General features: G+C 50.5%; 19 protein-coding genes. 13 read left to right on the forward strand and 6 right to left on the reverse strand.

What is annotated here, in order from left to right; genetic code table 11:
• Nucleotides 1-26: 26 nt before the first annotated feature.
• From miaA to K334_RS0103610, 3 genes are read left to right on the forward strand one after another with little or no spacing between them, the layout of a single operon-like run.
• Entirely contained in the window at nucleotides 27-926 is a 900-nt protein-coding gene (gene miaA, locus K334_RS0103600) for a tRNA (adenosine(37)-N6)-dimethylallyltransferase MiaA (protein WP_025880794.1), read from the forward strand.
• Nucleotides 927-964: 38 nt separating this feature from the next.
• Nucleotides 965-3,499 carry a transglycosylase domain-containing protein gene (locus tag K334_RS0103605; RefSeq protein ID WP_025880793.1) on the forward strand — a complete coding sequence of 845 codons (2,535 nt, stop codon included), beginning with the start codon at nucleotides 965-967 and terminating at the stop codon, nucleotides 3,497-3,499.
• 23 nt (nucleotides 3,500-3,522) lie between these two features.
• Nucleotides 3,523-5,247 carry an AAA family ATPase gene (locus K334_RS0103610; RefSeq protein WP_248623501.1) on the forward strand — a complete coding sequence of 575 codons (1,725 nt, stop codon included), beginning with the start codon at nucleotides 3,523-3,525 and terminating at the stop codon, nucleotides 5,245-5,247.
• Between the two features lie 29 nt (nucleotides 5,248-5,276).
• On the opposite strand, the gene K334_RS0103615 is transcribed toward K334_RS0103610, so the two are convergent.
• The 3 genes from K334_RS0103615 to K334_RS0103625 are packed head-to-tail and all read right to left on the reverse strand — an operon-like array spanning nucleotide 5,277 to nucleotide 9,608.
• A complete protein-coding gene (locus tag K334_RS0103615) occupies nucleotides 5,277-6,416 on the reverse strand; it encodes a DUF6057 family protein (RefSeq protein WP_025880792.1) in 1,140 nt (379 codons plus the stop codon).
• Between the two features lie 17 nt (nucleotides 6,417-6,433).
• Complete coding sequence (locus K334_RS0103620; protein WP_027444528.1) at nucleotides 6,434-8,485, reverse strand: alpha amylase C-terminal domain-containing protein; 2,052 nt, start codon at nucleotides 8,483-8,485, stop codon at nucleotides 6,434-6,436.
• Nucleotides 8,486-8,495: 10 nt separating this feature from the next.
• Nucleotides 8,496-9,608, reverse strand: a complete 1,113-nt coding sequence (locus K334_RS0103625) for an MORN repeat-containing protein (protein ID WP_027444529.1) — start codon at nucleotides 9,606-9,608, stop codon at nucleotides 8,496-8,498.
• Between the two features lie 113 nt (nucleotides 9,609-9,721).
• On the opposite strand from K334_RS0103625, the gene kdsB reads away from it, so the two are divergent.
• From kdsB to K334_RS0103645, 4 genes are all read left to right on the forward strand, one after another.
• Complete coding sequence (gene kdsB / locus K334_RS0103630; RefSeq protein WP_027444530.1) at nucleotides 9,722-10,453, forward strand: 3-deoxy-manno-octulosonate cytidylyltransferase; 732 nt, start codon at nucleotides 9,722-9,724, stop codon at nucleotides 10,451-10,453.
• A gap of 658 nt (nucleotides 10,454-11,111) precedes the next feature.
• Nucleotides 11,112-11,756 carry an MgtC/SapB family protein gene (locus tag K334_RS0103635; protein ID WP_021589276.1) on the forward strand — a complete coding sequence of 215 codons (645 nt, stop codon included), beginning with the start codon at nucleotides 11,112-11,114 and terminating at the stop codon, nucleotides 11,754-11,756.
• Nucleotides 11,757-11,786: 30 nt separating this feature from the next.
• Nucleotides 11,787-12,533, forward strand: a complete 747-nt coding sequence (locus K334_RS0103640; protein WP_027444531.1) for a TIGR02757 family protein — start codon at nucleotides 11,787-11,789, stop codon at nucleotides 12,531-12,533.
• A gap of 154 nt (nucleotides 12,534-12,687) precedes the next feature.
• Entirely contained in the window at nucleotides 12,688-14,112 is a 1,425-nt protein-coding gene (locus tag K334_RS0103645; RefSeq protein ID WP_248623498.1) for a DUF5723 family protein, read from the forward strand.
• A 132-nt stretch (nucleotides 14,113-14,244) separates the two neighbouring features.
• Here K334_RS0103645 and K334_RS0103650 read toward each other — a convergent pair whose 3' ends face one another.
• Complete coding sequence (locus K334_RS0103650; protein WP_025880790.1) at nucleotides 14,245-14,637, reverse strand: DUF3127 domain-containing protein; 393 nt, start codon at nucleotides 14,635-14,637, stop codon at nucleotides 14,245-14,247.
• A gap of 170 nt (nucleotides 14,638-14,807) precedes the next feature.
• Between K334_RS0103650 and dnaN the strand changes: the two genes are divergently transcribed.
• From dnaN to K334_RS0103675, 5 genes are all read left to right on the forward strand, one after another.
• Entirely contained in the window at nucleotides 14,808-15,932 is a 1,125-nt protein-coding gene (gene dnaN, locus K334_RS0103655; protein ID WP_025880789.1) for a DNA polymerase III subunit beta, read from the forward strand.
• 71 nt (nucleotides 15,933-16,003) lie between these two features.
• Nucleotides 16,004-16,867 carry a 3'-5' exonuclease gene (locus tag K334_RS0103660; RefSeq protein ID WP_021589280.1) on the forward strand — a complete coding sequence of 288 codons (864 nt, stop codon included), beginning with the start codon at nucleotides 16,004-16,006 and terminating at the stop codon, nucleotides 16,865-16,867.
• A 51-nt stretch (nucleotides 16,868-16,918) separates the two neighbouring features.
• Complete coding sequence (gene porD / locus K334_RS0103665; protein WP_025880788.1) at nucleotides 16,919-17,803, forward strand: type IX secretion system protein PorD; 885 nt, start codon at nucleotides 16,919-16,921, stop codon at nucleotides 17,801-17,803.
• On the forward strand, nucleotides 17,803-19,464 hold the full coding sequence (gene recN, locus K334_RS0103670) for a DNA repair protein RecN (RefSeq protein WP_027444534.1): 1,662 nt from the start codon (nucleotides 17,803-17,805) through the stop codon (nucleotides 19,462-19,464). Before porD ends, recN begins: the two co-directional genes overlap by 1 nt.
• Nucleotides 19,465-19,481: 17 nt before the next feature.
• Nucleotides 19,482-21,140 carry a tetratricopeptide repeat protein gene (locus tag K334_RS0103675; protein WP_027444535.1) on the forward strand — a complete coding sequence of 553 codons (1,659 nt, stop codon included), beginning with the start codon at nucleotides 19,482-19,484 and terminating at the stop codon, nucleotides 21,138-21,140.
• A 123-nt stretch (nucleotides 21,141-21,263) separates the two neighbouring features.
• On the opposite strand, the gene spt is transcribed toward K334_RS0103675, so the two are convergent.
• The gene (gene spt / locus K334_RS0103680) at nucleotides 21,264-22,451 is read right to left on the reverse strand and encodes a serine palmitoyltransferase (protein ID WP_025880786.1); all 1,188 of its coding nucleotides are present in this window, start codon (nucleotides 22,449-22,451) and stop codon (nucleotides 21,264-21,266) included.
• A 185-nt stretch (nucleotides 22,452-22,636) separates the two neighbouring features.
• Here spt and K334_RS0103685 point away from each other — a divergent pair, with 185 nt between their 5' ends.
• Nucleotides 22,637-23,665: a diacylglycerol/lipid kinase family protein gene (locus tag K334_RS0103685; protein ID WP_021588460.1), complete on the forward strand. Its 1,029-nt coding sequence runs from the start codon at nucleotides 22,637-22,639 to the stop codon at nucleotides 23,663-23,665.
• 13 nt (nucleotides 23,666-23,678) lie between these two features.
• On the opposite strand, the gene K334_RS0103690 is transcribed toward K334_RS0103685, so the two are convergent.
• Complete coding sequence (locus tag K334_RS0103690) at nucleotides 23,679-24,377, reverse strand: tRNA1(Val) (adenine(37)-N6)-methyltransferase (RefSeq protein ID WP_025880785.1); 699 nt, start codon at nucleotides 24,375-24,377, stop codon at nucleotides 23,679-23,681.
• Nucleotide 24,378 lies beyond the last annotated feature (1 nt).

Genomic DNA, 24,378 nt, shown 5'->3' on the forward strand with positions numbered 1-24,378 from the left:
TTACTTACGTAGTTGCAACGTTTATAGTGAATACCCTCGTCGTCGTCCTCGGTCCAACGGGTGTTGGCAAAACAAAGACATGCCTTGCGATAGCCCAGCACCTCAACACGCCGATTATCAATGCTGATTCACGACAGATTTTTGCGGAAATCCCCATTGGAACGGCGGCTCCTACCCAAGAACAACGTGCAATCGTTCCCCATTATTTTGTTGGAACTCACCGTTTGGAAGACTACTACAGTGCTTCCATGTTTGAACAGGACGTATTGAAACTCCTTGAAGACCTGTTCACGGAGCATTCCGCCTGCTTGTTGACCGGTGGAAGCATGATGTATCTTGACGCTGTATGCAAGGGAATAGACGACATTCCTACTGTCGACGCAGCCACCCGTGAACTTTTTAAGAAGAGATTGGCCACTGACGGTTTGCCGGCATTGGTGGAAGAACTGAAACAAAAAGACCCCGTTCACTGGGGCGTTGTCGACAAGAACAACCCCAGAAGAGTTGTTCACGCACTGGAAATCTGCCATGTCACAGGAACAACTTATACTTCTTTCAGGACAAACACCAGCAAACAACGCCCTTTCAGAATATTAAAGATCGGCCTCAACAGGCAACGTGAAGAGCTTTACGCCCGCATCAACGAGCGTGTGACAAAGATGATGGAACTTGGTTTGGAAGCAGAAGCCAAAAACGTGTACTCCTATAGAGGGCTAAACTCTTTAAACACTGTTGGATATAAAGAGATGTTTAAGTATCTTGACGGAGAGATTAGTCGTGAAGAGGCCATCCGGCAGATTCAATCCAACACAAGGCGATACATGCGCAAGCAACTCACATGGTTCAAGAAGGACCTTGACATTCAATGGTTCCACCCTGACAACATTAAAGAAATTATAAATTACATCGATGCTTCATTGCGCTAAAGGGGCAAATTCGTAATTTTGTAAAAACTATTGTATTTATGAATAAGATAAAAAGATTTTTCAACGGCTGCCAGAGAAAGCTCAAAGCCTTCTGGAGTTGGTATAAAAAACTTTATCAAGGCAGGGTATGGTATATAAAGGCTACCGCAGCAATAGCTTCACTTATCATTCTATTCTTTCTCTATTTGGGGATGGTCGACATGAACTTCCTTTGGCTTTTTGGCAAGAGTCCAGGTTACTTTTCCGGCATTCGGGATCCCCAAACATCACAAGCGTCTGAAATTTACAGTGCGGATGGTAAGCTCATAGGAAAATACTTCAACGAAAATCGAACTCCGGTAAAGTACGAAGACGTGAATCCCGCTTTCTTCAAAGCCCTCATCGACACAGAGGATGAACGTTTCTACAAGCATTTCGGCATTGATCCCATAGGTTTGTTCGGTGCCGCCAAAGACGCCATCTTCCGGCATGACGGTCGCGGGGCCTCCACCATCACCCAACAGTTGGCCAAGAACATGTTCCGTGTCCGTACCAACTACTCTACCGGTTTGCTTGGCAAGATTCCCGGCTTGAAGATTCTTATCGTCAAGAGTAAGGAATGGATTATCGCAACCAAGCTCGAAACCATATTCAGCAAGAAAGAAATTCTGACGATGTATGCCAATACCGTCGATTTCGGTTCCAATGCATACGGCATAAAGACGGCAGCAAAGACATACTTCAACGTCTCCCCCAAAGACTTGACGACAGACCAGGCCGCCGTTTTAGTCGGCATGCTCAAAGCAACCACCTATTATAATCCCAAAAGCAACTACGAGCACAGCCTTTCCCGAAGAAACACCGTACTGCACAACATGGTGACACATGGCGATTTGAGCCGGGCCGAATACGATTCCCTTTCCCAAAAGCCCATTGTTCTCGATTACAAGATGGAGGAGAACTATGACGGACAGGCCATGTACTTCCGCGAAGCCATCTCCCAATATTTGAAAGACTCCGGATGGCTTGACGAGACGGGCTATGACCTGTATAGCAGCGGTCTGAAGATTTATACAACGATTGACACCCGCATGCAGAAGTATGCCGAAGAGGCCGCGCACAAGCAGATGAGACAGGTGCAACAGAACTTCAACAACCACTGGGGAATTTACCGCAACAGGGCAACCAACTGGATGACACAGGAACCTTGGCAAGACGAAAACCATCAGGTGATTCCCAACTTCATCCAGCAAATAGCCGAACGCCAGCCATTTTACAAGGCTTTGCAGGCAAAATATCCCAACGATCCCGATTCCGTCCGCTATTATTACAAGGAATGGGTGCATCCTGTCAAGGTCTTCGACTATGACAAAGGAACCATTACCAAGAATATGACTTCCGAGGATTCCATCAAATATATGACAAGTTTCATGCACTGTGCCTTTGTCGCCATGGAACCCCAGACCGGTGAGGTCAAGGCATGGGTCGGAGACATTGATTTTACTTCCTGGAAATATGACAAGGTGACAGCCATGCGGCAGCCCGGTTCCACCTTCAAGCTGTTTGTCTATACGGAAGCCATGAACCAGGGGCTCACCCCATGCGACAAACGCCGGGACGAGTATATCTCCATGCAAGTGTATGACAAGCGGCAGAACAAGGAAGTCGCATGGACACCGACCAATGCCAACGGCTATTTTACGGGCGACTCCATGCCGCTCAAGAGCGCGTTCGCAAAGAGTATCAACTCCGTCGCGGTCCGCCTGGGACAGGAAATGGGTATCAAGCGCATTGCCGAGACGGCCCACAAGATGGGAATCAACAGCCCGCTGGACGAGACCCCTTCCTTGGCATTGGGTTCCAGCGACGTCAACCTGCTGGAGATGGCCAATGCCTATTGTGTTCCCGCAGACAATGGCAAGCATCATACGCCCGTCCTGGTAACGCGAATCGTTGACCGCAACGGCAATGAGGTGTACATGGCCCCTCAAAAGTCAGAACAGGTGATATCTTACAAGAGTGCCTTCCTCGTGCAACAGCTTCTCCAAGGAGGCATGCGAGAGCCTGGAGGCACCTCCATGTCGCTCTGGGGATATGTAAGCAACTTTCGAGATACGGATTTCGGCGGCAAGACTGGAACCAGCAACAACCACTCCGACGCGTGGTTCATGGCCGTCAGCCCAAGACTGGTATGCGGTGCCTGGGTCGGTGGCGAATATCGAAGCATTCACTTCCGCACCGGAGCTTTGGGACAAGGCTCGCGTACCGCCCTACCTATATGCGGCTACTTCCTTCAATCCGTCTTGGGTGACCCGGCTTTCAAGAAGTATCATGGCCGATTCGACAAGCCCAACCAGGACGATATCACCGGAAGCATGTACAACTGCCAGAGCTATTATCCGCATGCACGCGTTGACACGACGGCGCGAGACAGCGTTTCGCACAGCGAGGAAATCCTCCTTGATGAGAATGGCAATCCCATCATCACGCCTGCCGAAGGCAACAGGAAGTCCAACGAGGAGAGCGGATCTTCCAAGACTCCTGAGCTTAAGAAGAAGCCGCGTGAAGAGGCCGTCAATTTCGACAACTTGTAATCATCGAAAATAAAGAAAACATAATCGACTTGGATAATCCGGAGTTGCAAAACGCACTCCAGATTATCCGCTTTACCCGTCACTCGCTCTTTCTCACAGGAAAGGCAGGGACGGGTAAATCGACGTTCCTGCGCTATATCGCCGAACACATTAATAAAAAGCACGTCATCCTCGCCCCCACCGGGATTGCCGCCATCAACGCAGGTGGCTCTACGCTGCACAGCTTTTTCAAGCTGCCTTTTCATCCGCTGCTGCCCGATGACGAGAGATACTCCCCACGGCACATCCGCAACACGATGAAATACAATGCCGAGAAAATAAAGTTGCTGCAAGATGTCGAACTCATCATCATCGACGAAATCAGCATGGTACGTTCGGACATCATTGACTTCATCGACAAGGTATTGCGCATCTACAATCGCAACATGCGGGAGCCTTTCGGCGGAAAGCAAATGCTTTTCGTCGGCGACGTCTACCAGTTGGAACCCGTCCTCCGGGAGGAAGAGCGCCAGTTGCTGCAACCCTACTACCCTTCCAAATACTTCTTCGACGCCAAGGTCTTCAAAGAGATGAAACTCGTCTCCATCGAACTCAAGAAGGTCTATCGGCAGTCAGACCCCACTTTCATCAATATCCTCGACCACATCCGCACCTCGCAAGTCACCCCTGACGACCTTTCCGTTTTGAACCACCAGGTCGGGGCCGATTTGCAGCAAGACAGAGGCAAGCTCGCTATTACGCTCTCTACGCGTAGAGACACGGTGGATTATATCAACAACGGCAAGCTGAAACAGCTGGAAGGCGACTCCATGACATTCCTGGGGATTGTCGAGGGGGAATTTCCACTCAACAGTCTGCCCACGCCCATCGAGCTGGAACTCAAGGTGGGTGCCCAGATTCTCTTCATCAAGAACGACCGTGAGCGGCGATGGGTCAACGGCACCTTGGGAACCGTCATCGGACTGGACGAAGCCATCAACGGCCACATCTACGTCGTGACCGAAAACGGTACGGAAGTCGATGTCGAACAGGAAGTCTGGAGCAACATGAAATACACGTTCAACGAGAAGGAAAAGAAGATAGAGGAAATGGAAATTGGCACCTACCGGCAGTTTCCCATCCGCTTGGCATGGGCCATCACCGTACACAAGAGCCAAGGTCTGACTTTCAATCAGGTGAAAATAGACTTCACGGGAGGTGTCTTTGCCGGCGGACAGACCTACGTCGCCCTATCGCGGTGCACATCCTTGCAGGGTATCAGCCTTCAGGAACGAATCAGAAAGGAAGACGTCTTTGTCCGAAACGATGTCGCCAACTTCGCGCTTACCTACAACAACCAGGCTCTCATCGACACGGCTTTGAAGCAAAGCAAGGCCGACCGGGAATATTACGAGTCCATTCAGGCATTCAACCAAGGCGACATACAGGCCGCGTTGGACCACTTCTTCGTCGCCATCCACAGCCGATACGACATCGAGAAGCCTGCGCCACGCCGCCTCATCAGGAAGAAACTCAACGTCGTGAACAGTCTACGGCAACGCATAGACAGGCTTGAGAAGGAAATCGAAAGCCGCGACCAATTCCTCAAGGAATTGGCCGTGGAGTACATCATGATGGGCAAGGATTGCGAAAGGGAGAACTTCAAAGATGCGGCCATCCGCAACTACGAGAAAGCGCTGCGTCTTTACCCCGACATCCCCGAAGCCCAACGCCGTCTGAAAAAGCTCAAGAAGTCTGTCAAACCGTAGCCATTGCCACGGGGCATGCCGCCAGTGGACTAACGATACTGGTAATAGAACCAATAGGTCTTGCCGTAGGCGTCGGCCAAAGTCGCATGGCGCACCTGCTCGCTTGCCGCTTTGTCCGCCATAGCCTTGTAATCCGCGAAATCCGCTTCCATCACATCGTCATGGTATTGAATGTCGGAATCCGACGTCTTGTGACTCAACAATATCAACGCTTCCCTATAGTGCTTGGGCAGTCGGCCGTCAATCTTATAATACTTCCGCAACGCTTGCGCAAACTTGGACAGTTTTTTATCCAACAGATAGGCACACAACTCGTAATCGTGCACAGCTTTTCCATCCAAATGCCGCCCCTTCAAAAAACGCAGATAGCTGTAAATGGGCAAACGCTGTTTTATCCAAACACCCAAATGGCGATAGAACTTTCCCTCCGAAGCATACATCATCTTCACCGAACGGCCATTGGGCAACATCGCGTCGGAACGTCCCACCAGCGGATACTCAAACAGCTGTTCGCCCAACTCGCCTTGCGCCGAGAGAGCGTAGATTCTCAACATCGTCAGACTTGAATCGGTCTTCGCAGATTGCTTGCCCACCATTGCCGCCGCCCGGAAGTCACCCTGTCGCAAGTCCTGCTCCACACGCATGCGATAATGGAACACGTCATCATGGTTGCTGACGATTCCCACCAAGAGAAACATGATGAAAAACAAACTAAAATTCGGCCACATTTCACCGGGGAAAGCGCGCTTCAAGTTTTTACTCTCCGCCTTATGCAAGGCTATCAGCAGCCAATACACAATGCCATACAATGCCAGCAGCAATGGAAAACACCACACCCAGGCGCCAAAAGAAAACCCTTGGTCTATATCGGGGCTGATGTTCGTCAACACCGCCAATATGAGCAGCGACGGGAAAAAAGTCACCGCATAGAACCGCTTGGGGATTGCCGCCATCGACTGAAGCCCCAATTGGAGCAGCCATAGCACTCCCGTAATGAGGACGGCACCCACCATCTTGTCGTAATGTGTCTTGCCTTCCGACAACACATGTTGTGCCATCGCTATCAAGTCTGCCTGATAGCAGTACAGGAAACCAAAGGAGAACAGAATAAACAAAATAGCACAAATCACCTTGATGATGAATGTGCTATTCGTGGTTTTCAACTTCATGAGCAGTCTTTGTCCAGTTAAATCTTTCTAAGAACCACCGCGGAGCGGGCCGGCAAATAAAGTTTGAGCCACTCTTTATGCTGGTCTACATAGAGCGGGTCATAGTTGGTGAGATGCGTCATCGAATCATCGGCCAGCCCGTTGCCACCATACGCCTTTGCGTCGGTGTTGAGTACGACCTCATAGCCGCCAATCGGCACAAGGAAACCGTAATCGGTGAACGAACGGGTCGGCGAGAAATTGAAGACGAAAAGCAAGTCGCCACGCATGAACGCCAGTATCTGGTCGCCGTCATTATGCCAAATCTCCGTGACAGGCGTCGTGTTGAACTTCTTTTCCGATTTGATGACAGCCAGCATGTCGTGGTCGAAATCACCCAGATAATGGTAATCCAAGTCCTTGTTATCCACCAAGTTCCACTGTCGGCGGGCATATTTGTGGCTCCATCCGTTGCCTTCCCTCGGGAAGTCTATCCATTCCGGATGGCCGAACTCGTTGCCCATAAAGTTGAGGTAGCCGCCATTGATGGCGCCCAGCGTCACGAGTCGAATCATCTTGTGCAGCGCAATGCCGCGATGGACCAGGTCTGTCTCGTCGCCACGCTTGAAATGCCAGTACATGTCGGCGTCTATCAGCCTGAAGATGATGGTCTTGTCGCCCACAAGCGCCTGGTCATGGCTCTCGCAATAGGAAATCGTCTTCTCGTCCGCCCGCCTGTTTTTCACTTCCCAGAAGATGGAACTTGGTTTCCAGTCCTCATCCCTCTGCTCCTTGATAGTCTTGATCCAAAAGTCCGGAATGTTCATGGCCATGCGGTAGTCGAAGCCGTAACCGCCGTCTTCAAACCTGGCGGCAAGCCCCGGCATGCCACTCACTTCCTCGGCAATCGTAAAGGCCCGTGGATTCACCTCGTGTATCAACTTGTTGGCCAAGGTCAGATAACAGATGGCGTTGTCATCCTCATGCCCGTTGAAATAGTCGCCATAGTTGCAGAAAGCCTCACCCAGTCCGTGGCTATAGTAGAGCATGGAGGTCACTCCGTCAAAGCGGAAGCCGTCGAAATGATACTCTTCCAGCCAGTACTTGCAATTCGACAACAGGAAATGTATCACTTCATCTTTTCCATAATCAAAGCAAAGGCTGTCCCACGCCGGATGTTCGTGGCGGTCGCCGGGGTAGAAATACTGGTTGGGGTCGCCCGCCAAGTTGCCCAATCCCTCCACCTCGTTCTTCACGGCGTGCGAATGTACGATGTCCATGATGACGGCTATGCCGGCGGTGTGGGCCGCGTCGATCAGGGCTTTCAGTTCCTCGGGCGTGCCGAAGCGGCTGGACGGAGCGAAGAAAGAACTGACATGATAGCCGAACGAGCCATAGTATGGGTGCTCCTGAATGGCCATCACCTGAATGCAGTTGTAGCCTTCCTTGACGATACGGGGCAGCACGTTTTCACGGAACTCATTGTAGGTGCCCACTTTCTCGGCGTCCTGGCCCATGCCGACATGGCATTCGTAAATCAACAGCGGGTCGCGCTTGGGCGTGAATTTCTTTTTCTTCCATTCGTATGGCACCGGATTCCACACCTGAGCTGAGAATATCTTGGTCTGTTCGTCCTGAACCACACGCGTGGCCCAGGCCGGGATGCGCTCGCCCTCGCCTCCATTCCATCTGACGTGCATCTTATACAGGTCTCCGTGCTTGACGGCTTTCTCCGAAAGCTTCAACTCCCAGTTGCCCGTTCCTTCAATCCGCTTGGCCCGATAGCGGTCGCTTTCCGTCCAACCGTTGAAGTCTCCCACCAGGCAAATGCCGGTCGCGTTGGGTGCCCACTCCCTGAACACCCAGCCGCGAGAGGTCTTGTGCAAACCATAATATTGATGACCATTGGCCACATCGGCCAGTTTCCTCTTTCCGCCATCGGTCAGTTGCGACAGCTTCCACAACGCATGGTCGTGGCGTCCTCGAACCGCGTCTTCATAAGGCTCCAGATAGGGGTCGTTCTTCACCAATCCCACATATTGCGTTGCCTTCTTTCCGGCTCCGGCAGCCACCTTCTTTTTCTCAGCCATATCTCGAAAATTATTCTTCAAACCTGCGTCCGTTTTCGTAACGTCCGCTCTTCACTATCTTGCCATTGCGGTTTTTCTCCACAAACCGTCCGTCTCTCAGGTCGTCCACATAGGTGCCTTCAAACCGGTAGCCGTCCTTGTCTTCCTCGATGGCCTGCCCGTTGCGGCGGCCCTTCCTATAGACACCCTTGAACTTATCGCCCGTGGAATAATGGATGACGACCTCGCCTTCCACCTGTCCGTTGACGAAGGAACCGTCGAAGACGTCGCCGCTTTTCTTCGTCAACTTGCCCTGTCCGTTCTGCAAGTCGTTTTTCCACAGCCCGACATAGATGTCTCCATTCGACCATATCAGCGTGCCCTGGCCGTCCTTGCAGCCTTCCAGGAAATGCCCGATATACTTGTCGCCGTTGGCATACTTGAACACTCCTTCGCCGGTGCGTTCGCCTTGCACGTAGTCGCCTTCGTAAACATCGCCGTTCTGGAACCTGTAAATGCCGCGGCCGTTCTGAATGTCATCCTTCCAGTTGCCCGTATAGACGTCGCCGTCAGCATACTTGTTGACACCTTTGCCCGCACGTTGGTTGTTGGCCCACATGCCGTCATACGTGGTTCCGTCGCCCCAATCGAACAGGCCTTTGCCGCTTTTCTGGTCATCCAGCCACTGGCCGTTGTAGTAGGCGCCGCTGGCATAGGTGTAAACGCCCTTGCCCTGCCGCTTGTCCTTCACCCAACTGCCCTGGTACTTGTCGCCGTTGTAATAATACATGGTGCCCTGTCCCTGCTGATAGTCGCGAAACCACAAGCCCACATATTTATTATTGTTCATGAAATAATAGGTGCCCTTGCCGTGCTGCTGGTCTTGAAACCACTGGCCCTCGTACTTCTCGCCGTCGGCAAAGGTGTAGATACCATATCCCTGTCGCTTTCCCTTCACGTACTCGCCCTCGTAGGTGTCGCCGTTGGCAAAGACGGTGTTGCCTTTGCCGTGCGGTTTGCCTCCCGACATCTCACCCTTATACTGCCCTTTGTCATGCGTATAGCACGATCCCAGATAGATTTTCTGAGCCGGTGACGAAAAAGAAAAGAGGATGAAGAAAAGCAGTGATAGGATATGTTTCACGTTATTCGTTTTATCTGTTTATTTTTCAAAAGTAATAAAATATCATATACCGACAAAATTACTTATGCTTTTTTTATTATTTTTGCAGTGAATGTAAACATATATACCAGAATATGAAATTTATCGGATTGATTCCCGCACGCTACGCGTCCACCCGCTTCCCCGGAAAGCCATTGGCCTTGCTGGGTGGAAAGCCTGTCATTCAACGAGTTTACGAACAAGTGGCCGCCACGCTCGACGCCGCCTACGTGGCCACCGACGACCGGCGCATCTTCGATTGCGTGACCGCCTTCGGCGGAAAGGCCGTCATGACGTCCGAAAAGCACCGCAGCGGCACCGACCGCATCAGGGAAGCACTCGACAAGGTTGAAGGAAATTATGACGTGGCGGTCAACATTCAGGGCGACGAACCTTTCATCCAACCTTCGCAAATCAAGGCCGTGTGCGCCTGTTTCGACGACGCTTCCACGCAAATAGCCACGCTCGGCAAACCTTTCGAGAGCATGGAAGCCGCCGAAAATCCCAATTCGCCCAAGATTGTGATGACCAACGACAACTACGCCATGTACTTTTCACGCAGCATCATCCCCTTCATCCGCGGCAAAGAGAAGAGCCAATGGCTGACAACCTTTCCTTTTCTGAAGCACCTGGGAATCTACGCCTACAAGACAGAGGTGCTGCGTGAGATAACGGAACTGCCGCAATCGCCGCTCGAACTAGCCGAAAGTCTGGAACAACTGCGCTGGTTGCAGAACGGCTATCGCGTCAAAGTGGGCATTACCGATATAGAGACCGTGGGCATTGATACGCCTGAAGACTTGCAGCGAGCCGAACGACTGCTTTGAAACGTGCGGCAGCTTTCGGACGGCAGCACAGGAACCGCCAAAGGAAAGCCCGCTTCCATTTCATGATTTTGTAAAAAATATTTCCTAAAAAACGGCTGTTCAAAATCATCCATCCAGCTCCTGAATTGCCGCAAAAGGCTTTCTTCTGCGCCGGAAGGAAACTTTTCCGAAGCCCCAAACACCCTTTTACAGCCTCACCGCTGCGCTTTCAAGACGCCCAAACTGTGCTTTCAAGCCTATGCAGCTGTCCTTTGAGGTCGTAAAAGCAGTCCTTTCGCGACCTCAAAGGGCTGTGATGGGGAACGCAAAGAAAAGTACTCAAAGAGCGAAAACATGGATATTCCTGACAATCAATCGTTTATAAACAAGCGATTTCCTGTTGTTTTTCCAGCCAACAACGCACTTTCAAGATTCAGAAGCCTGTTTTTCAAATGAAAAGTAAAGATTTTTCGGAATTGATTTTGCCCCCATCCGGTCATATTTCAACTGCCGCCACCAAATGCCTGTAGTGATATGAGATTGAAACTACAGAACCACAAGCCACATGCCACCGCATGCCCGGAATGCAAAGTCTGATGTTTTTATCCATTCCTTCGATTCGCTTTATCCAAATATTCTTTATACTTTTGTATAAACGATATTATACGAGGATGTACTCATGGTGTTAGACATGTCATTAAGGCTCATGGTAGCCATGCTTTTAGGCGGTATCATCGGTATCGAACGTGAATACAGGGCCAAGGACGCAGGATTCCGCACCCACTTTCTGGTGGCGATGGGGAGCGCGCTCTTCACCGTCATTTCTCAATACGGGTTCGGCGAGACCCTGAAAGACTCGTCACGGGTTGCCGCCCAGGTAGTTTCGGGCATAGGATTTCTCGGTGCCGGCATCATCATCTTCCAGAAGAACATGGTGAGAGGGCTGACGACTGCCGCCGGACTATGGGTGACGGCGGCCATCGGCATGGCATGCGGAACGGGCATGTACTTGGTTGCAGCCGTCACGACGGCGTTGGTCTTGCTGGGATTGGAGGTTCTCCACTTCATGATTCCACAAGTGGGAATCGTCATCGTGCAGCTATCGTTCGACGCGCCCTCGAAAGATGGCGCCCAAAACGTGCTGCAACGCTTGCGAGAGGCCTCTCTGGATGTCGTCTCCTACCATCAGGAACGCACGCACACGGGCAAAGCCGACGCTTATTCCACCGTCATGGAAATCAGGATGAAGCGTGGCGGCCGCATAGAAGGGCTTCTGGAATACGTGAAAGATTATGATGGAGTGGCCGTGAGGTGCATGGAATGACTTCTTTTCCTGAAAACCTACAGCAAAACCATGGACGCGGATGTCAAGAAAAGACTCATAGCCTGTGCCGACCTCTATGAGACGGACCGTTTCATGCAAGGCGACCCCAGCTGGTTCATGCACCAGGTGGAAGGCACGGTCAACCGGGAGACGACGGCTTTCGTCGCCTCTTGCCTCAGCTATGGCAGCCGCAAGCTCTTCATGCCCAAGATTCAGCAGCTGCTCGACATGGCCGAAGGGGATTTATACCAATGGATTTGCAGCCGCAAATACCGAATCGACATCCCCGATTCGCCCACAACCTTCTATCGCCTGCAGACCCATCACCACATGCGGCAGCTTTTCGACGCGCTCCACACGCTTTTCCTGTCCCACCGCTCCTTGGGAAACTACCTGCAATCGCAGGCCGTCTCCACCGCCACTGCGGCCCTCGAAGCCCTCGTCCATCACTTTTCGGCATGGGATGTAGGCCATTTGGTTCCCCATACTACAGGCTCATCGTGCAAACGCGTCTGCATGTTTCTGCGTTGGATGGTGCGCGACGGGTCGTCCGTCGACCTGGGACTATGGACTTTCATCGACAAACGGACACTGCTCATGCCGCTCGACACCCATGTGTTGCAAGAAGCCGCACGCCTGAAGCTCATCAGCGGCAAAACGGCTTCCATGCGAACTGCCGCCCAATTGACCGAAACCTTGCGGCAGGTTTTCCCCGACGATCCCCTGAAAGGCGACTTCGCGCTTTTCGGTGAAGGCATTCAGAACAGTTTGAAATAAAGCAAATGCGTCATAAAAAATGTTTTATGCGAAAGCATTGCCGTTTACCTTTTTTTATTACATTTGCAAAATCAAACGGCATAAGCCCACAACGCCCCTTGCAAACATGCCGCTTGGGCTATAAATTATTAACCATAAAAACAAATTCGCGATTATGATTAAGAAGCAACAGTACTTAACCTCATTGGCAATGACCATGCTGCTTTCAATGACAGCCGGCAAAGGACACGCACAATTCACACGTTCGACGTTTGCCATGGACGGCCTGAGCTATCGCATGCAGTTGAATCCCGCCCTGACGCTCGACCAAGGCTATTTCAACATCCCCGTTCTCGGCGGCATTGGGGCCTCGGCAGCCTCCAACTCGCTCGGCACCAAGGACATCATCCACGTGTTGGAAAACAATTCCGACGCAGATTACTTCACGAAGGACGCCTTCATCAAAAGCCTGAAAGCTGAGAACAAACTACAGTCAAACGTGACGCTCGACCTGCTTTCGTTCGGTTGGTACAAGGGCAAAAACTTCTGGAATGTCAACGTAACGCTCAAAAATGACGTGGGAGTCACCATTCCAGGCCGCATCTTCGAGACCATGAGAGACGCCCGCGGACAGGCGACCATCTCATGGGCGAACTATCTGGCGCAGCAAGGTGGCGAGAAGGTGACGGTCAACTCATACGTAGAAACAGGTCTGGGCTTCGCCCGTCCCATCAACGAAAAGCTCACCGTGGGCGGAAAGGTGAAGGTGCTGTTCGGCGTAGCCAACCTGAAGCTGGACGTAAAGAAGCAGAATCTGCAGACACAGCTCACCGGAGTCCCTGAAAAGGCTGACTGGAGCAAGATGAGTCTTGAGGAGTTGGCCGCCATAAAAGGTTCTGCCAGCATCGACGTAGAGGCCTCGATGGAAGCTTCCATGAAAGGTTTCGAGCTGAAAGACGACGAGAAAGGCTTTGTAAACGATGTGAAACGAGGCGGTTCGTTTGGTGTTGCCGGCATGGGATTGGGCATGGACTTGGGCGCGACCTACAAGCCCATCGACGGTCTGACGCTGTCGGCCGCCCTACTCGACCTGGGCTTCATCTCGTGGGACAAAGGCTCCTCGCACACAGCCGCCTCGAACACCCAGCAGCAATACCGGTTCGACAGTGCGCATCCCAATGAGGCCATGGACTTCAGAGACCTCATTTCAGACGGCAAAGCCATCAACTTCGACATGCTTCAGACAAAACAGCAAGAGGGCAAGTCGCGCACGACATCTCTATACTCGACCATCGTTTTGGGTGGTGAATACCAGCTCCCCCACACGCAGCTCTCATTCGGACTGCTCTCAACGACGCGCTTTGCCAAGCCCACCACGCAATCGGAACTCACACTTTCGACGGCCTATAAGGTGAATCGGCACATTGGCGTGTCGCTTGCCTACTCCATGATACAGAGCAGCGGCAAAGGTTTGGGTGTGGGCTTGAAGCTCGGACCGCTCATGATAGCCACCGACTACATGTACTTCGGCGACAACACGAAATGCGTGAACGCCCTCGTCGGCTTCACGATTCCACTGGGCCCACACAGACAAAGCTAAGCGATGGGGCGGCAAAAGGGCCACCACCACCGCGCCATAAGCCCCCTTTGGGAGCGCAACAAGCCTACCGTTACAAAACAGCCCCTGCCTTTTCTGAAGACAGGGGCTGTTTCGTCGTATGTATTTACTGCTTTAGAAAGGAAGATCGTCCGCGCTTCCAGCTTCAGGAGCGGGGCTGGCAGGCTGCGCCGGGGCCGAATGAGCAGGCGCGGGGCCGAAGTTCGGAGCCGGGGCAACAGGGGGAACGCCGACATTGGGATCCATCTGACGGACGTCGAAAGCCCTGATGCTGTTGAACCAGCGGCCTTGATACTCGTGCGCATCTATGTCGAACGAGACATTCACCTCCTGTCCCACCTGAATGTTGAAGCGTTGCAGGCGGTCTTCTCCAAATACATCGAACACCATCTTCTTGGGATAGGCGTCGTGAGTCTCAATGACAAAACTCTGAACAACCCATTCTCCTCGTGCAGAAGTGCCGCGGCGTGGGTCGAGCGCAGCGATAACTTTTCCTTGTAAATCCATAATATCTAAACTTTATCTTATTTATAACCTGCGGTAAAGGCCGCTTACAGTTTGCGAAATTAATAAAATTGTTCTAAAAAAGGAAACATTTTATTCCTTTTCTTTGTCATTCAGAATTGTATTTAGTATTTTTGTGCTTGATAAAAACTGAAAACTTTAAAGATAACGATATGAGGTTTACACTTTCCAGCAGCGCCTTGAACAGTCGCCTGCAATCTTTGGCCAAAGTAATCAACAGCAAAAATTCACTCCCCATCCTGGAGTGCTTCTTATTCGAAGTCAATGACAAGCAGTTGAAGATAACAGCTTCAGACAGCGAGAACATCATGCAAAGCGAAATCACGCTCGACGACTGCGACACAAACGGCAACTTCGCCATCGCAAGCCATACCATTCTCGACGCAGTCAGGGAATTGCCGGAACAGCCTCTGACCTTCGACATTGACACCAACACATACTCCGTAAAAGTGATTTATCAGAATGGCTTGTACAACTTCACGGCCCAGAACGCCGATGAATATCCACGGACACAAGCCATTCCCGACAGCGCGAACACGCTGACACTCGAAGCCGCGACGCTGGCCGACAACATCGGCCGCTGCATCTTCGCCACGGCACAGGACGAACTGCGCCCGGTGATGAACGGAATCTTCTTCGACCTGAAGGAAGACTGCCTCGCCGTAGTGGCAAGCGACGGCCACAAGCTGGTGAGAAACCAGAACTTCGACATCAAGACAGAGTCTCCCGCTTCGTTCATTCTGCCGAAGAAGCCGGCCCTCCTGCTGAAGAACTCGCTCGCCAAGGACGGCGAAGACGTCGTCATCAGATTCGACGAGCGCACCGCGGAAATCAAATTCAAAGGCGGAACGCTCACCTGCCGACTCATCGAAGGCAAATATCCCAACTACAATTCCGTCATTCCGCAGAACAATCCCAACAAGATGACCATCGACCGCAAAGGCTTGATAGGCGCGTTGCGCCGCGTGCTGCCTTTCGCCAGCGAGAGCAGCCAGCTGATTCGCCTGCGGCTGGAACCCAACAAGTTGGAACTCAGCTCGGAAGACATTGATTTCTACACGAGCGCCAAGGAACAGATGGTATGCGACTACACGGGCAATCCGATGAGCATAGGCTTCAAAGGCGGATCGTTGCAGGATATCCTGAACAACTTTGATTGCGAGGACATCGTCTTCGAGTTGGCAGATCCAAGTCGGGCAGGAATCATCGTGCCAGCCGAAGAGAATGTAAGCGAGACCGTTCTCATGCTGCTCATGCCCATGCTGTTGAACGACTGATTGTTTGCAACATAGAACCAACAGCCTCCCTGATTACGCGCAGGGAGGTTATTTTTTTGATAGCACGTAATATGAAACTTAATTTAACAAAGCCATTGATCATCTTTGACTTGGAAGCGACAGGCCTGGACATCGTGACAGACCGCATCATCCAAATCTCTTATATAAAAGTAAATCCCAACCAAACGGAAGAACGAGGAAATCTGCTCGTCAATCCGGGAAAACGGATACCGGCCGAAGTGGCTGAACTGACAGGCATTCACGACGAGGATGTGGCTGCGGCACCGACTTTCAAGGCTATCGCCGCCCAGCTGGAAAATACGTTCAAAGGTTGCGACTTCGCCGGATTCAACTCAAACCATTTCGATATTCCTCTGCTGGCGGAAGAGTTTTTGAGGGCCGGCATAGACTTCGACTTCTCGAAATGCCGCCTTATCGACGCGCAGACGATATTCCACAAAATGGAAAGAAGAAATCTGGCAGCCGCCTACAAGTTCTATTGCGGGCGCAAGATGGAAGAGGACTTCGAGGCTCACCGGGCCGACCAGGACACGGAAGCCACCTACAGGGTGCTGATGGGCGAGCTTGACATGTATGAACCGGGCAAACAGGAAGAACCCGAAAGGCAGCTGCCCAACGACATGGACGTGCTGAACGAGTTTTCCAAGAACAACAACAATGTGGATTTTGCGGGACGCATCATTTGGAAAGAGATGAAAGACCCGAAGGGAAACGTGCTGCTCGACCAGGATGGAAAGCCAAGAATGCAGGAGGTCTTCAACTTTGGCAAATACAAGGGATGGGCTGTCGCAGACGTTCTCCACAAGGATTCGGGCTACTACAGCTGGATGCTGGCCAGTGAATTTACGAACAACACGAAGCAGGTGCTGACGCGAATACGGCTGCGCGAGTTCAACAAGAACAACATCAAATGACAATGCCGGATGGGAAGGCTGAAAGCGACATATCGTTTGCGGGCATTCTACATGCTGCTCTGCTGTCTGGCATGCCCGCCGTGTCATGCCCAAGAGTTGCAGGCCAAGGTGGTGGTCAACCATGCGCAGATACAGGGTACCGACGCGGCGGTCTTCGATGAACTTCAAAAGCAGATGGCCCAATTTATGAACGACCGGAAATGGACTGCACTGCACTTCGAAGACCACGAGCGGATTCCGTGCAGCTTTGCCATCACGGTGACGCAATACGACAAAGGAAGCAACTTGTTCAGTTGCAAGGCATTGATACAGGCCAACCGGCCGGTTTATGGAACGGCCTACACGACGACATTGTATCACAACACTGACAATGACTTCAACTTCGAGTATGCGCAATTCGACCAGTTGAATTTCAATCCGCAAAATATCGACAACCAATTGACGGCAATGCTGGCCTACTATGCCTATCTCATCATAGGCATTGACCTGGACTCGTTCAGTCCGATGGGTGGCGGCGACTGCCTGATGTCATGTATGACGATTGCCAACAACGCACAAAACCTGAACTTTGCCGGCTGGAAGAGCTTTTCAGACCGCCGCAACCGCTTCGCCATCATCAACGACTATCTGGACGAAGGATTGCGCCCGTTGCGTCAATTGCAGTATGACTATCACCGAACCGGGCTGGACATCATGGCTGAAAATGCCTCAAGGGGCAGGGCCAACATAACGGATGCACTGCAGAACGACTTGAAGAAATGCCACGACGACAAGCCACTCAGCCTGTGGCCCCAGATATGGACGGATTTCAAGAGGGATGAGTTGGTGAACATCTACCAAGGGCAGGGTTCTTCGAAGGAGAAGGAAGCGGTTCATGACATTCTTTTAACGATAAACGCAAGCCAAAACAACGCTTGGGAAAAAATCACACGATAATGCTTAAACAACTATACATCACGAACTTCACGCTCATTGATGAATTGAACATTCAATTCCATCCCGGTTTTTCCGTCATTACGGGCGAAACGGGGGCCGGCAAGAGTATCATTTTGGGGGCCATCGCATTGTTGCTGGGGCAAAGGGCGGACACGAAGACCATCAAATCGGGACATGACAAATGTGTCGTAGAAGCCCATTTCGACCTGTCGAAATATGACATGAAGGCTTTTTTCGACGACAACGACATAGACTATGACGACATGGACTGCATCATCAGGCGGGAAATCAACGCAAACGGCAAGAGCAGAGGATTCATCAACGACCAGCCTGCTCCCATCTCCGTGATGCGGGAATTGGGTGAACACCTGATAGACATTCACAGCCAGCACCAGAACCTGCTGCTCAACAAGGAAGATTTCCAGTTGAGCATTGTGGATATCCTGGCCCATGACGACACCGTCAAGCAAAAGTATGAAGCGGCTTTTGAGGATTATAGGCTGGCGGTCGGTCGGCTTGAGGCCTTGCGGCAGGAAATAGGAAAGAGTCAGGAGAATGAGGATTTCCTGAGATTCCAGCAAAAGGAATTGGACGAGGCCAACCTGATGGCCGGAGAACAGGAGGAAGTGGAGGCGCAAGTCCAATTGTTGAGCCATGCGGAAGACATCAAATCAGCACTGTACAACGCGAGCAACCTGCTGACACAGGAGGGTGCAGGCGTTGTCAACCAGTTGAAAGAGGCTTTCGCGCAACTGCATCACATAGAAGAGGTGTATCCAGAGATAAACGAACTCGCGCAACGACTCGAATCGTGTTACATTGAAATGAAAGACGCGGCACAGGATATTGACCGACAGGTCGACCAGATAGACTTTGACCCGCAGCAATTGGAGCATGCCAATGAAAGGTTGGACACGATCTACACCCTGGAAAAGAAATACCACGCTTCGACCGTTGAGGAATTGATAGACACCAAGCGCGAGCTGGAAAGGCAGATTGCGAAAATCGACCACAGCGACGAAGACTTGAAACGTCAGGAAGAGCAGGTCGAGCAATTAAAGTCGGTCTGCAACCAATATGCGGAAGAGTTGTCGGCCATGCGGGCCAAGGCCTCGAAGGCCATTGAGCGGGAATTGCTGAAAAAACTTGTTCCACTGGGAATCGCCAAAGCCAGATTCGGCATTCTGCTACAGGAAAAACCACTTGCCCATGATGGTAAAGACAGGGTGTCATTCCTGTTCAGCGCGAACTCTGCCACGGAGATGCAGCCGATAAGTCAGGTGGCTTCGGGAGGAGAAATCGCCCGTGTCATGCTTTCCTTAAAGGCGATGATAAGTGGGGCCGTGAAACTGCCTACCATCATCTTCGATGAAATCGACACCGGCGTCAGCGGCAGGGCGGCTGAAATGATGGGGCAGATCATGTACGAAATGGGACAATCCGACCGTCAGGTCATCAGCATCACCCATCTACCTCAAATCGCTTCAAGAGGAACGACACACTATAAGGTGTCGAAAGAAGAAACGGCAACGGGAACGGTCAGCAACATGAAGATTCTGTCGCAGGACGAGAGGATTGATGAAATAGCGCAAATGCTCAGCGGCAGCAACATTTCGGCCGCGGCCATCGGCAACGCAAAAGATTTATTAAACATCAAGTAACTGAAACTATGAAGGAAATGAAAATAAGACACATCATTCTCGGGCTTGCATTGGCATGTGGTCTGCCATCTGTCGCACAGCCTTCGGCGGTATTGAAAACATCTAAATCCGTATTCACACTAACCACTTTTGCCAAAGACGGGTCTATTCTGGCTTCATCACACGGTGTTTTCGTTGGAAACAATGGAGAAGCCATCGCACTTTGGACGCCATTCAAAGAAGCGGACAAGGCTGTCGTCATCGACGCAAACGGCCGAAAGATGGACGTGGAGACCATCGATGGCGCCAATGAACTTTATGACATTTGCAAAATCAAGGTCAACGGCAAAACCACAGGAGCACCACTTCCCGCGCAACAGGCAGGCGACAATGGCAAAGTATGGCTGGCCACGTATTCTGTAAAGAAAGGAAATGCGATACAGATATCGATAAATAGTGTGGAGAAGTTCAACTCCGTTTACAACTATTACATCCTCGCCCCCACTGAAAGCGACATGTATTTAGGTTGTCCCATCCTGAATGCAAAGGGAGAGGTTCTCGGCCTTCTCCAGAAGTCCAACAAAGGGAAGGAAGCGCATGCTGTCGACGCCAAGTTTGGCTTTGACCAGAAAGTGACCGGAATGTCATTGAACGATCCCGTTCTCCGGTCGACAGGTATTCGTTCCACCCTCCCCGACTCCCATAATGACGCCTTGCTCACCATGATGATGTCGCAGACTGCAAGTGATTCCATCAAACACGCCCAGTATATAGCAGACTTCATCAGAAAATTTCCGAAGTCGATAGAGGGATATACGGCCCAAGCGGGGGAACTGGTCAGCGCCAATCGCTTCAAGGAGGCGGACAATACGATGAAGCAGGCCATCAATGCGGTTGAAAAGAAAGAGGATGCTTATTCCGATTATGCGAAAATCATTTTTCAAAAAGAGGTATACAAAACGAATGCACCCTTTGCCGACTGGTCTCTGGATGTTGCCTTGCAACAGGCGCAAAAAGCTTACGCCATCAGCCCCAAGGCCATCTATCTACATCAGCAAGCCCAAATCATCTATGCAAAGGGAGAGTATCAACAAGCTTATCAAATCTTTATAGACCTCACCCGAAGCGACATTCGAAATGGGGAGTTCTTTTACGAAGCCGCACAATGCAAATTACAATTGAAAGCCTCGAAAGAGGAATACATGGCACTGCTTGACAGCGCCATCGCGGCCTGTCCCCAACCACTGACTGCCGTTGCCGCCCCCTATGTCTTGGCTCGTGGCCTCGCTTTCGACTCCTACGGAGAAACCCGAAAGGCACTCGCCGACTATAACCATTACGACTCCCTCATGGTTGGAAGAATATTGGAACCTTCGTTTTATTATACGAGATTCAAATGCGAAAGCAAACTTCATCAATATCAGCAAGCTTTGGCAGACATTGCAAGGGCCATCATAACCAACCCGCGTGAAGCTACGTATTATGCGGAAATGGCCAGCCTGCAATTGAGAGTAAAACTCTATGACCAAGCTGTCGAAACTTGCGAACGTTGCCTGTCGATAGAACCAGAGTATGCCGATGCGTGGCTGATAATGGGCATTGCCCACAAACAACTCGGCAAAGATGAAGAAGCACAAAAGGCCCTGTTGAAAGCCAAAGAACTGGGTGACAAAAGAGCCGACCAATATTTGCGATGACCAATCTTGCCATTGGTGTTGCAAAGAAAATTGTGCAAACAGTCAAACAAGAATGGTCAAAAACCGAAAAAGCGAGATGTCGGCAATGCGACATCTCGCTTTTTAGATATATTTAAAAGCTACTTATTTGATGATTCCTTCGGCGGCGAAAACTTTCTTCAAGGCCTGAACACCTCGCTCGACTTGATCTTTCGTATGGCTTGCCATCAATGCAAAACGAACAAGCGTGTCTTGAGGAGCACATGCCGGTGGTATCACGGGATTGATAAAGACGCCAGCCTCGAAAGCCAACTTCGTTACGACAAATGTCTTGTTGATGTCGCGGACATACAGGGGGATGATTGGGCTTTCCGTCTCCCCTATTTCAAAGCCTTCTTCCTTAAATCTCTTCAGCGCATAGTTGGTGATGTCCCACAAATGCTCCAAGCGCTCAGGTTCATTCTGGATGATGTGCAACGCTTCCAATGCAGCAGCCGTTGCTGCCGGAGTGTCACTGGCAGAGAATATATATGTACGGCAAGTATGACGCAAATAGTTGATTGTGTCTTTGTCGCCGGCAATGAATCCACCGATAGAAGCCAAGCTCTTTGAGAAAGTTCCCATAATCAAATCAACTTCGTCCGTCAATCCGAAGTGATCGCAAACGCCACGACCTTGTTTTCCAAAGACCCCAAGACCATGGGCTTCGTCTACCATGATTGAACAATTATACTTATGCTTGAGTTTCACGATCTCCGGCAACTTTGCCAAATCCCCTTCCATCGAGAAGACACCATCGACAACGATAAGCTTCACGGCCTCCAAAGGGAGCTTTTGAAGCACTCGCTCCAAATCCTCCATGTCGTTGTGCTTATAGTGGAGCTGCGTTGCAAAACTCAATCGGCGCCCATCAACAATACTCGCATGGTCGCGATCGTCACAAATAACATAATCGCCACGCCCCGCGATTGCCGGGATAACACCTGCATTGACAGAGAATCCTGTTGAAAGACACAACGCATCGTCCTTATGTTCAAACGCTGCAAGCTCTTTCTCCAACTGCACATGCAAATCAAGGGTGCCGTTGAGAAACCGGCTGCCGGCACAGCCGGAACCATATTTGTCCAATGCCTTATGCGCCGCAGCAATCACTCTTTCATCACCAGTAAGTCCCGTGTAGGCGTTAGAACCAAACATCAATACCTTATAGCCTTCCATCGTTACTTCAGGCCCCTGCTTACTTGTGATAGCACGGAAATACGGATATACACCTTCCTCCATAAACTTTTGTGGCTCGCGGTAGGCTGCATATCTTTCTTGTAATTGTCCCATTATTTTAAAAAGGTGTAGTAAACTACGTTAATTTTTACAGGCTGCAAAGATACGAAAAAGATATGACTTCCAATTATTTTTTATGGGAAAAGTCATTTATATGGAAAATTAACATTGGCCAGAAACAAAGTTGTATGGAATAATCACTATATTTGCACAGGACAAGCATTGATATAGCGTGAAAGATGAAGAAAAAGATTGTTTTTATCATGAACCCCATTTCCGGCACTACCAGCAAGGCCGGCATACCCGATCTTATAGAACAACACATTGATAAAAAACTATTTGACTATCAATTACGACTTACGGAACATGCCGGTCACGCGTTTGAAATTGCAACTAAATGCAAGAATGACGGCATTGACATTGTCGTAGCCATAGGGGGCGACGGCACCGTCAATGAAGTGGCAAAAGGAATCATAAACTCCAATTCTGCGCTTGGCATCATTCCCTGTGGCTCCGGCAATGGACTTGCCCGCCATCTCATGATTCCGATGAATGTCAAGAAATCAATTGATGTCATCAACCAATGCGTTGTCCACCGGCTTGACTATGGTATCATCAATGGTTATCCGTTCTTTTGCACTTGCGGTATGGGGTTTGACGCTTTTGTAAGTCAGAAATTCGCCGAGTCCGGCAAACGGGGCCCTATCTCTTACGTTGAAAACATCCTCAGGGAAGGGCTCAATTACAAACCGGAAACCTATACGATTGAGGATGAAAATGGAGTATATAGGTACAAAGCCTTTCTTATCTCTTGCGCCAATGCTTCGCAATATGGCAACAATGCCTACATTGCGCCACAGGCTTCAATGAGCGATGGGTGGCTCGATGTCGTCATCATGGAACCTTTTGATGTTCTGGAAGCGCCACAAATAAGTATCGACATGTTCAACAAAACCTTGGACAAGAGTTCCAAGATTAAAAGTTTCAAGTGTAAATCGCTCCATATCCATCGGACTCGCCCGGGGGTCATCCATTATGACGGCGATCCTGTCATGACAGGAGAAGACATCAAAGTGGAATTGGTAGAAAAAGGAATCAACATCATTGTCAATTCCCATGCTGACAAAAAGCTTCGACAGCCCAATCTTATCCAAAACACCGCATGTGAAATCTTCAATCAGCTCAATAACATTAGGGCCGGAATACAAAAACAGAGTCGGCAGATTCAAGCGGTAAACAAGGTGTTACTCCGAAAACTGAACCTCTGAAGCACGCTTTTCGTCAAAGATAAAAATCATCTGTCAACTGCTGATACCACGCACTGCGCAATCCGTTTCCCTCATCCAGCACCTGCGTTTCATGTTCAAATGAAATATCATGCCGATTCGTCAGTTCCAACAAACTGCGTTTGGGCATTTTTCTTTCCACCGTTTTCACATCACATCTGCGACTTAGCCTCAAACCTTTCAAAAGAGCCGTTGACAGAAATGTGTCAACCCGGTCTGTAGGCATGACTACCGACAGGCAGGCGTTTTCATCCATCAAGCCGGTAGTATACAAAATCAACTCTTCAAAACTCAAACTATCCGTATGCCGTGCACAGTTCCTTTTGGAATCCGGTGCCTTCAACGATTCAGAAAAGAATGGCGGATTGCTGACAATACTATCAAACATTTGAGAAGGCGCGAACGATTGCAATGAAGAAGGATATAATAAAATACGTCCACCCATGCCACTTGCCTCCACATTTTCCACAGCTTGTCTATAAGCATCGGTATCTATCTCGATTCCAACGACATCTGCTTCGGGATATCGCTGTGCCATCATCAGTGCTATCAATCCCGATCCCGTGCCTATGTCCAAGATTCGCTTTCCTCCTTTTGCCCAGGCGCCCAACAACACGCCATCCGTACCAACCTTCTGTCCGCACCGATCATGCCTGATTGTAAAACGCTTAAAAGAAAACGAATTTCTCCCCATG

The sequence above is a fragment of the Segatella baroniae DSM 16972 = JCM 13447 genome, assembly GCF_000426585.1.
Classification (GTDB): Bacteria; Bacteroidota; Bacteroidia; order Bacteroidales; family Bacteroidaceae; genus Prevotella; species Prevotella baroniae.

Bases quoted from the DNA above. Each gene is read 5' to 3' on its own strand.
- K334_RS0103640 (WP_027444531.1), top strand. From the start codon at position 11,787: ATGGACGCGGATGTCAAGAAAAGACTCATAGCCTGTGCCGACCTCTAT.
- K334_RS0103650 (WP_025880790.1), bottom strand. From the start codon at position 14,637: ATGGATTTACAAGGAAAAGTTATCGCTGCGCTCGACCCACGCCGCGGC.
- K334_RS0103645 (WP_248623498.1), top strand. From the start codon at position 12,688: ATGATTAAGAAGCAACAGTACTTAACCTCATTGGCAATGACCATGCTG.
- recN (WP_027444534.1), top strand. From the start codon at position 17,803: ATGCTTAAACAACTATACATCACGAACTTCACGCTCATTGATGAATTG.
- K334_RS0103615 (WP_025880792.1), bottom strand. From the start codon at position 6,416: ATGAAGTTGAAAACCACGAATAGCACATTCATCATCAAGGTGATTTGT.
- K334_RS0103685 (WP_021588460.1), top strand. From the start codon at position 22,637: ATGAAGAAAAAGATTGTTTTTATCATGAACCCCATTTCCGGCACTACC.
- kdsB (WP_027444530.1), top strand. From the start codon at position 9,722: ATGAAATTTATCGGATTGATTCCCGCACGCTACGCGTCCACCCGCTTC.
- K334_RS0103675 (WP_027444535.1), top strand. From the start codon at position 19,482: ATGAAAATAAGACACATCATTCTCGGGCTTGCATTGGCATGTGGTCTG.
- spt (WP_025880786.1), bottom strand. From the start codon at position 22,451: ATGGGACAATTACAAGAAAGATATGCAGCCTACCGCGAGCCACAAAAG.
- K334_RS0103635 (WP_021589276.1), top strand. From the start codon at position 11,112: ATGGTGTTAGACATGTCATTAAGGCTCATGGTAGCCATGCTTTTAGGC.
- K334_RS0103690 (WP_025880785.1), bottom strand. From the start codon at position 24,377: ATGGGGAGAAATTCGTTTTCTTTTAAGCGTTTTACAATCAGGCATGAT.
- porD (WP_025880788.1), top strand. From the start codon at position 16,919: ATGCTGCTCTGCTGTCTGGCATGCCCGCCGTGTCATGCCCAAGAGTTG.
- dnaN (WP_025880789.1), top strand. From the start codon at position 14,808: ATGAGGTTTACACTTTCCAGCAGCGCCTTGAACAGTCGCCTGCAATCT.
- K334_RS0103605 (WP_025880793.1), top strand. From the start codon at position 965: ATGAATAAGATAAAAAGATTTTTCAACGGCTGCCAGAGAAAGCTCAAA.
- K334_RS0103620 (WP_027444528.1), bottom strand. From the start codon at position 8,485: ATGGCTGAGAAAAAGAAGGTGGCTGCCGGAGCCGGAAAGAAGGCAACG.
- K334_RS0103660 (WP_021589280.1), top strand. From the start codon at position 16,004: ATGAAACTTAATTTAACAAAGCCATTGATCATCTTTGACTTGGAAGCG.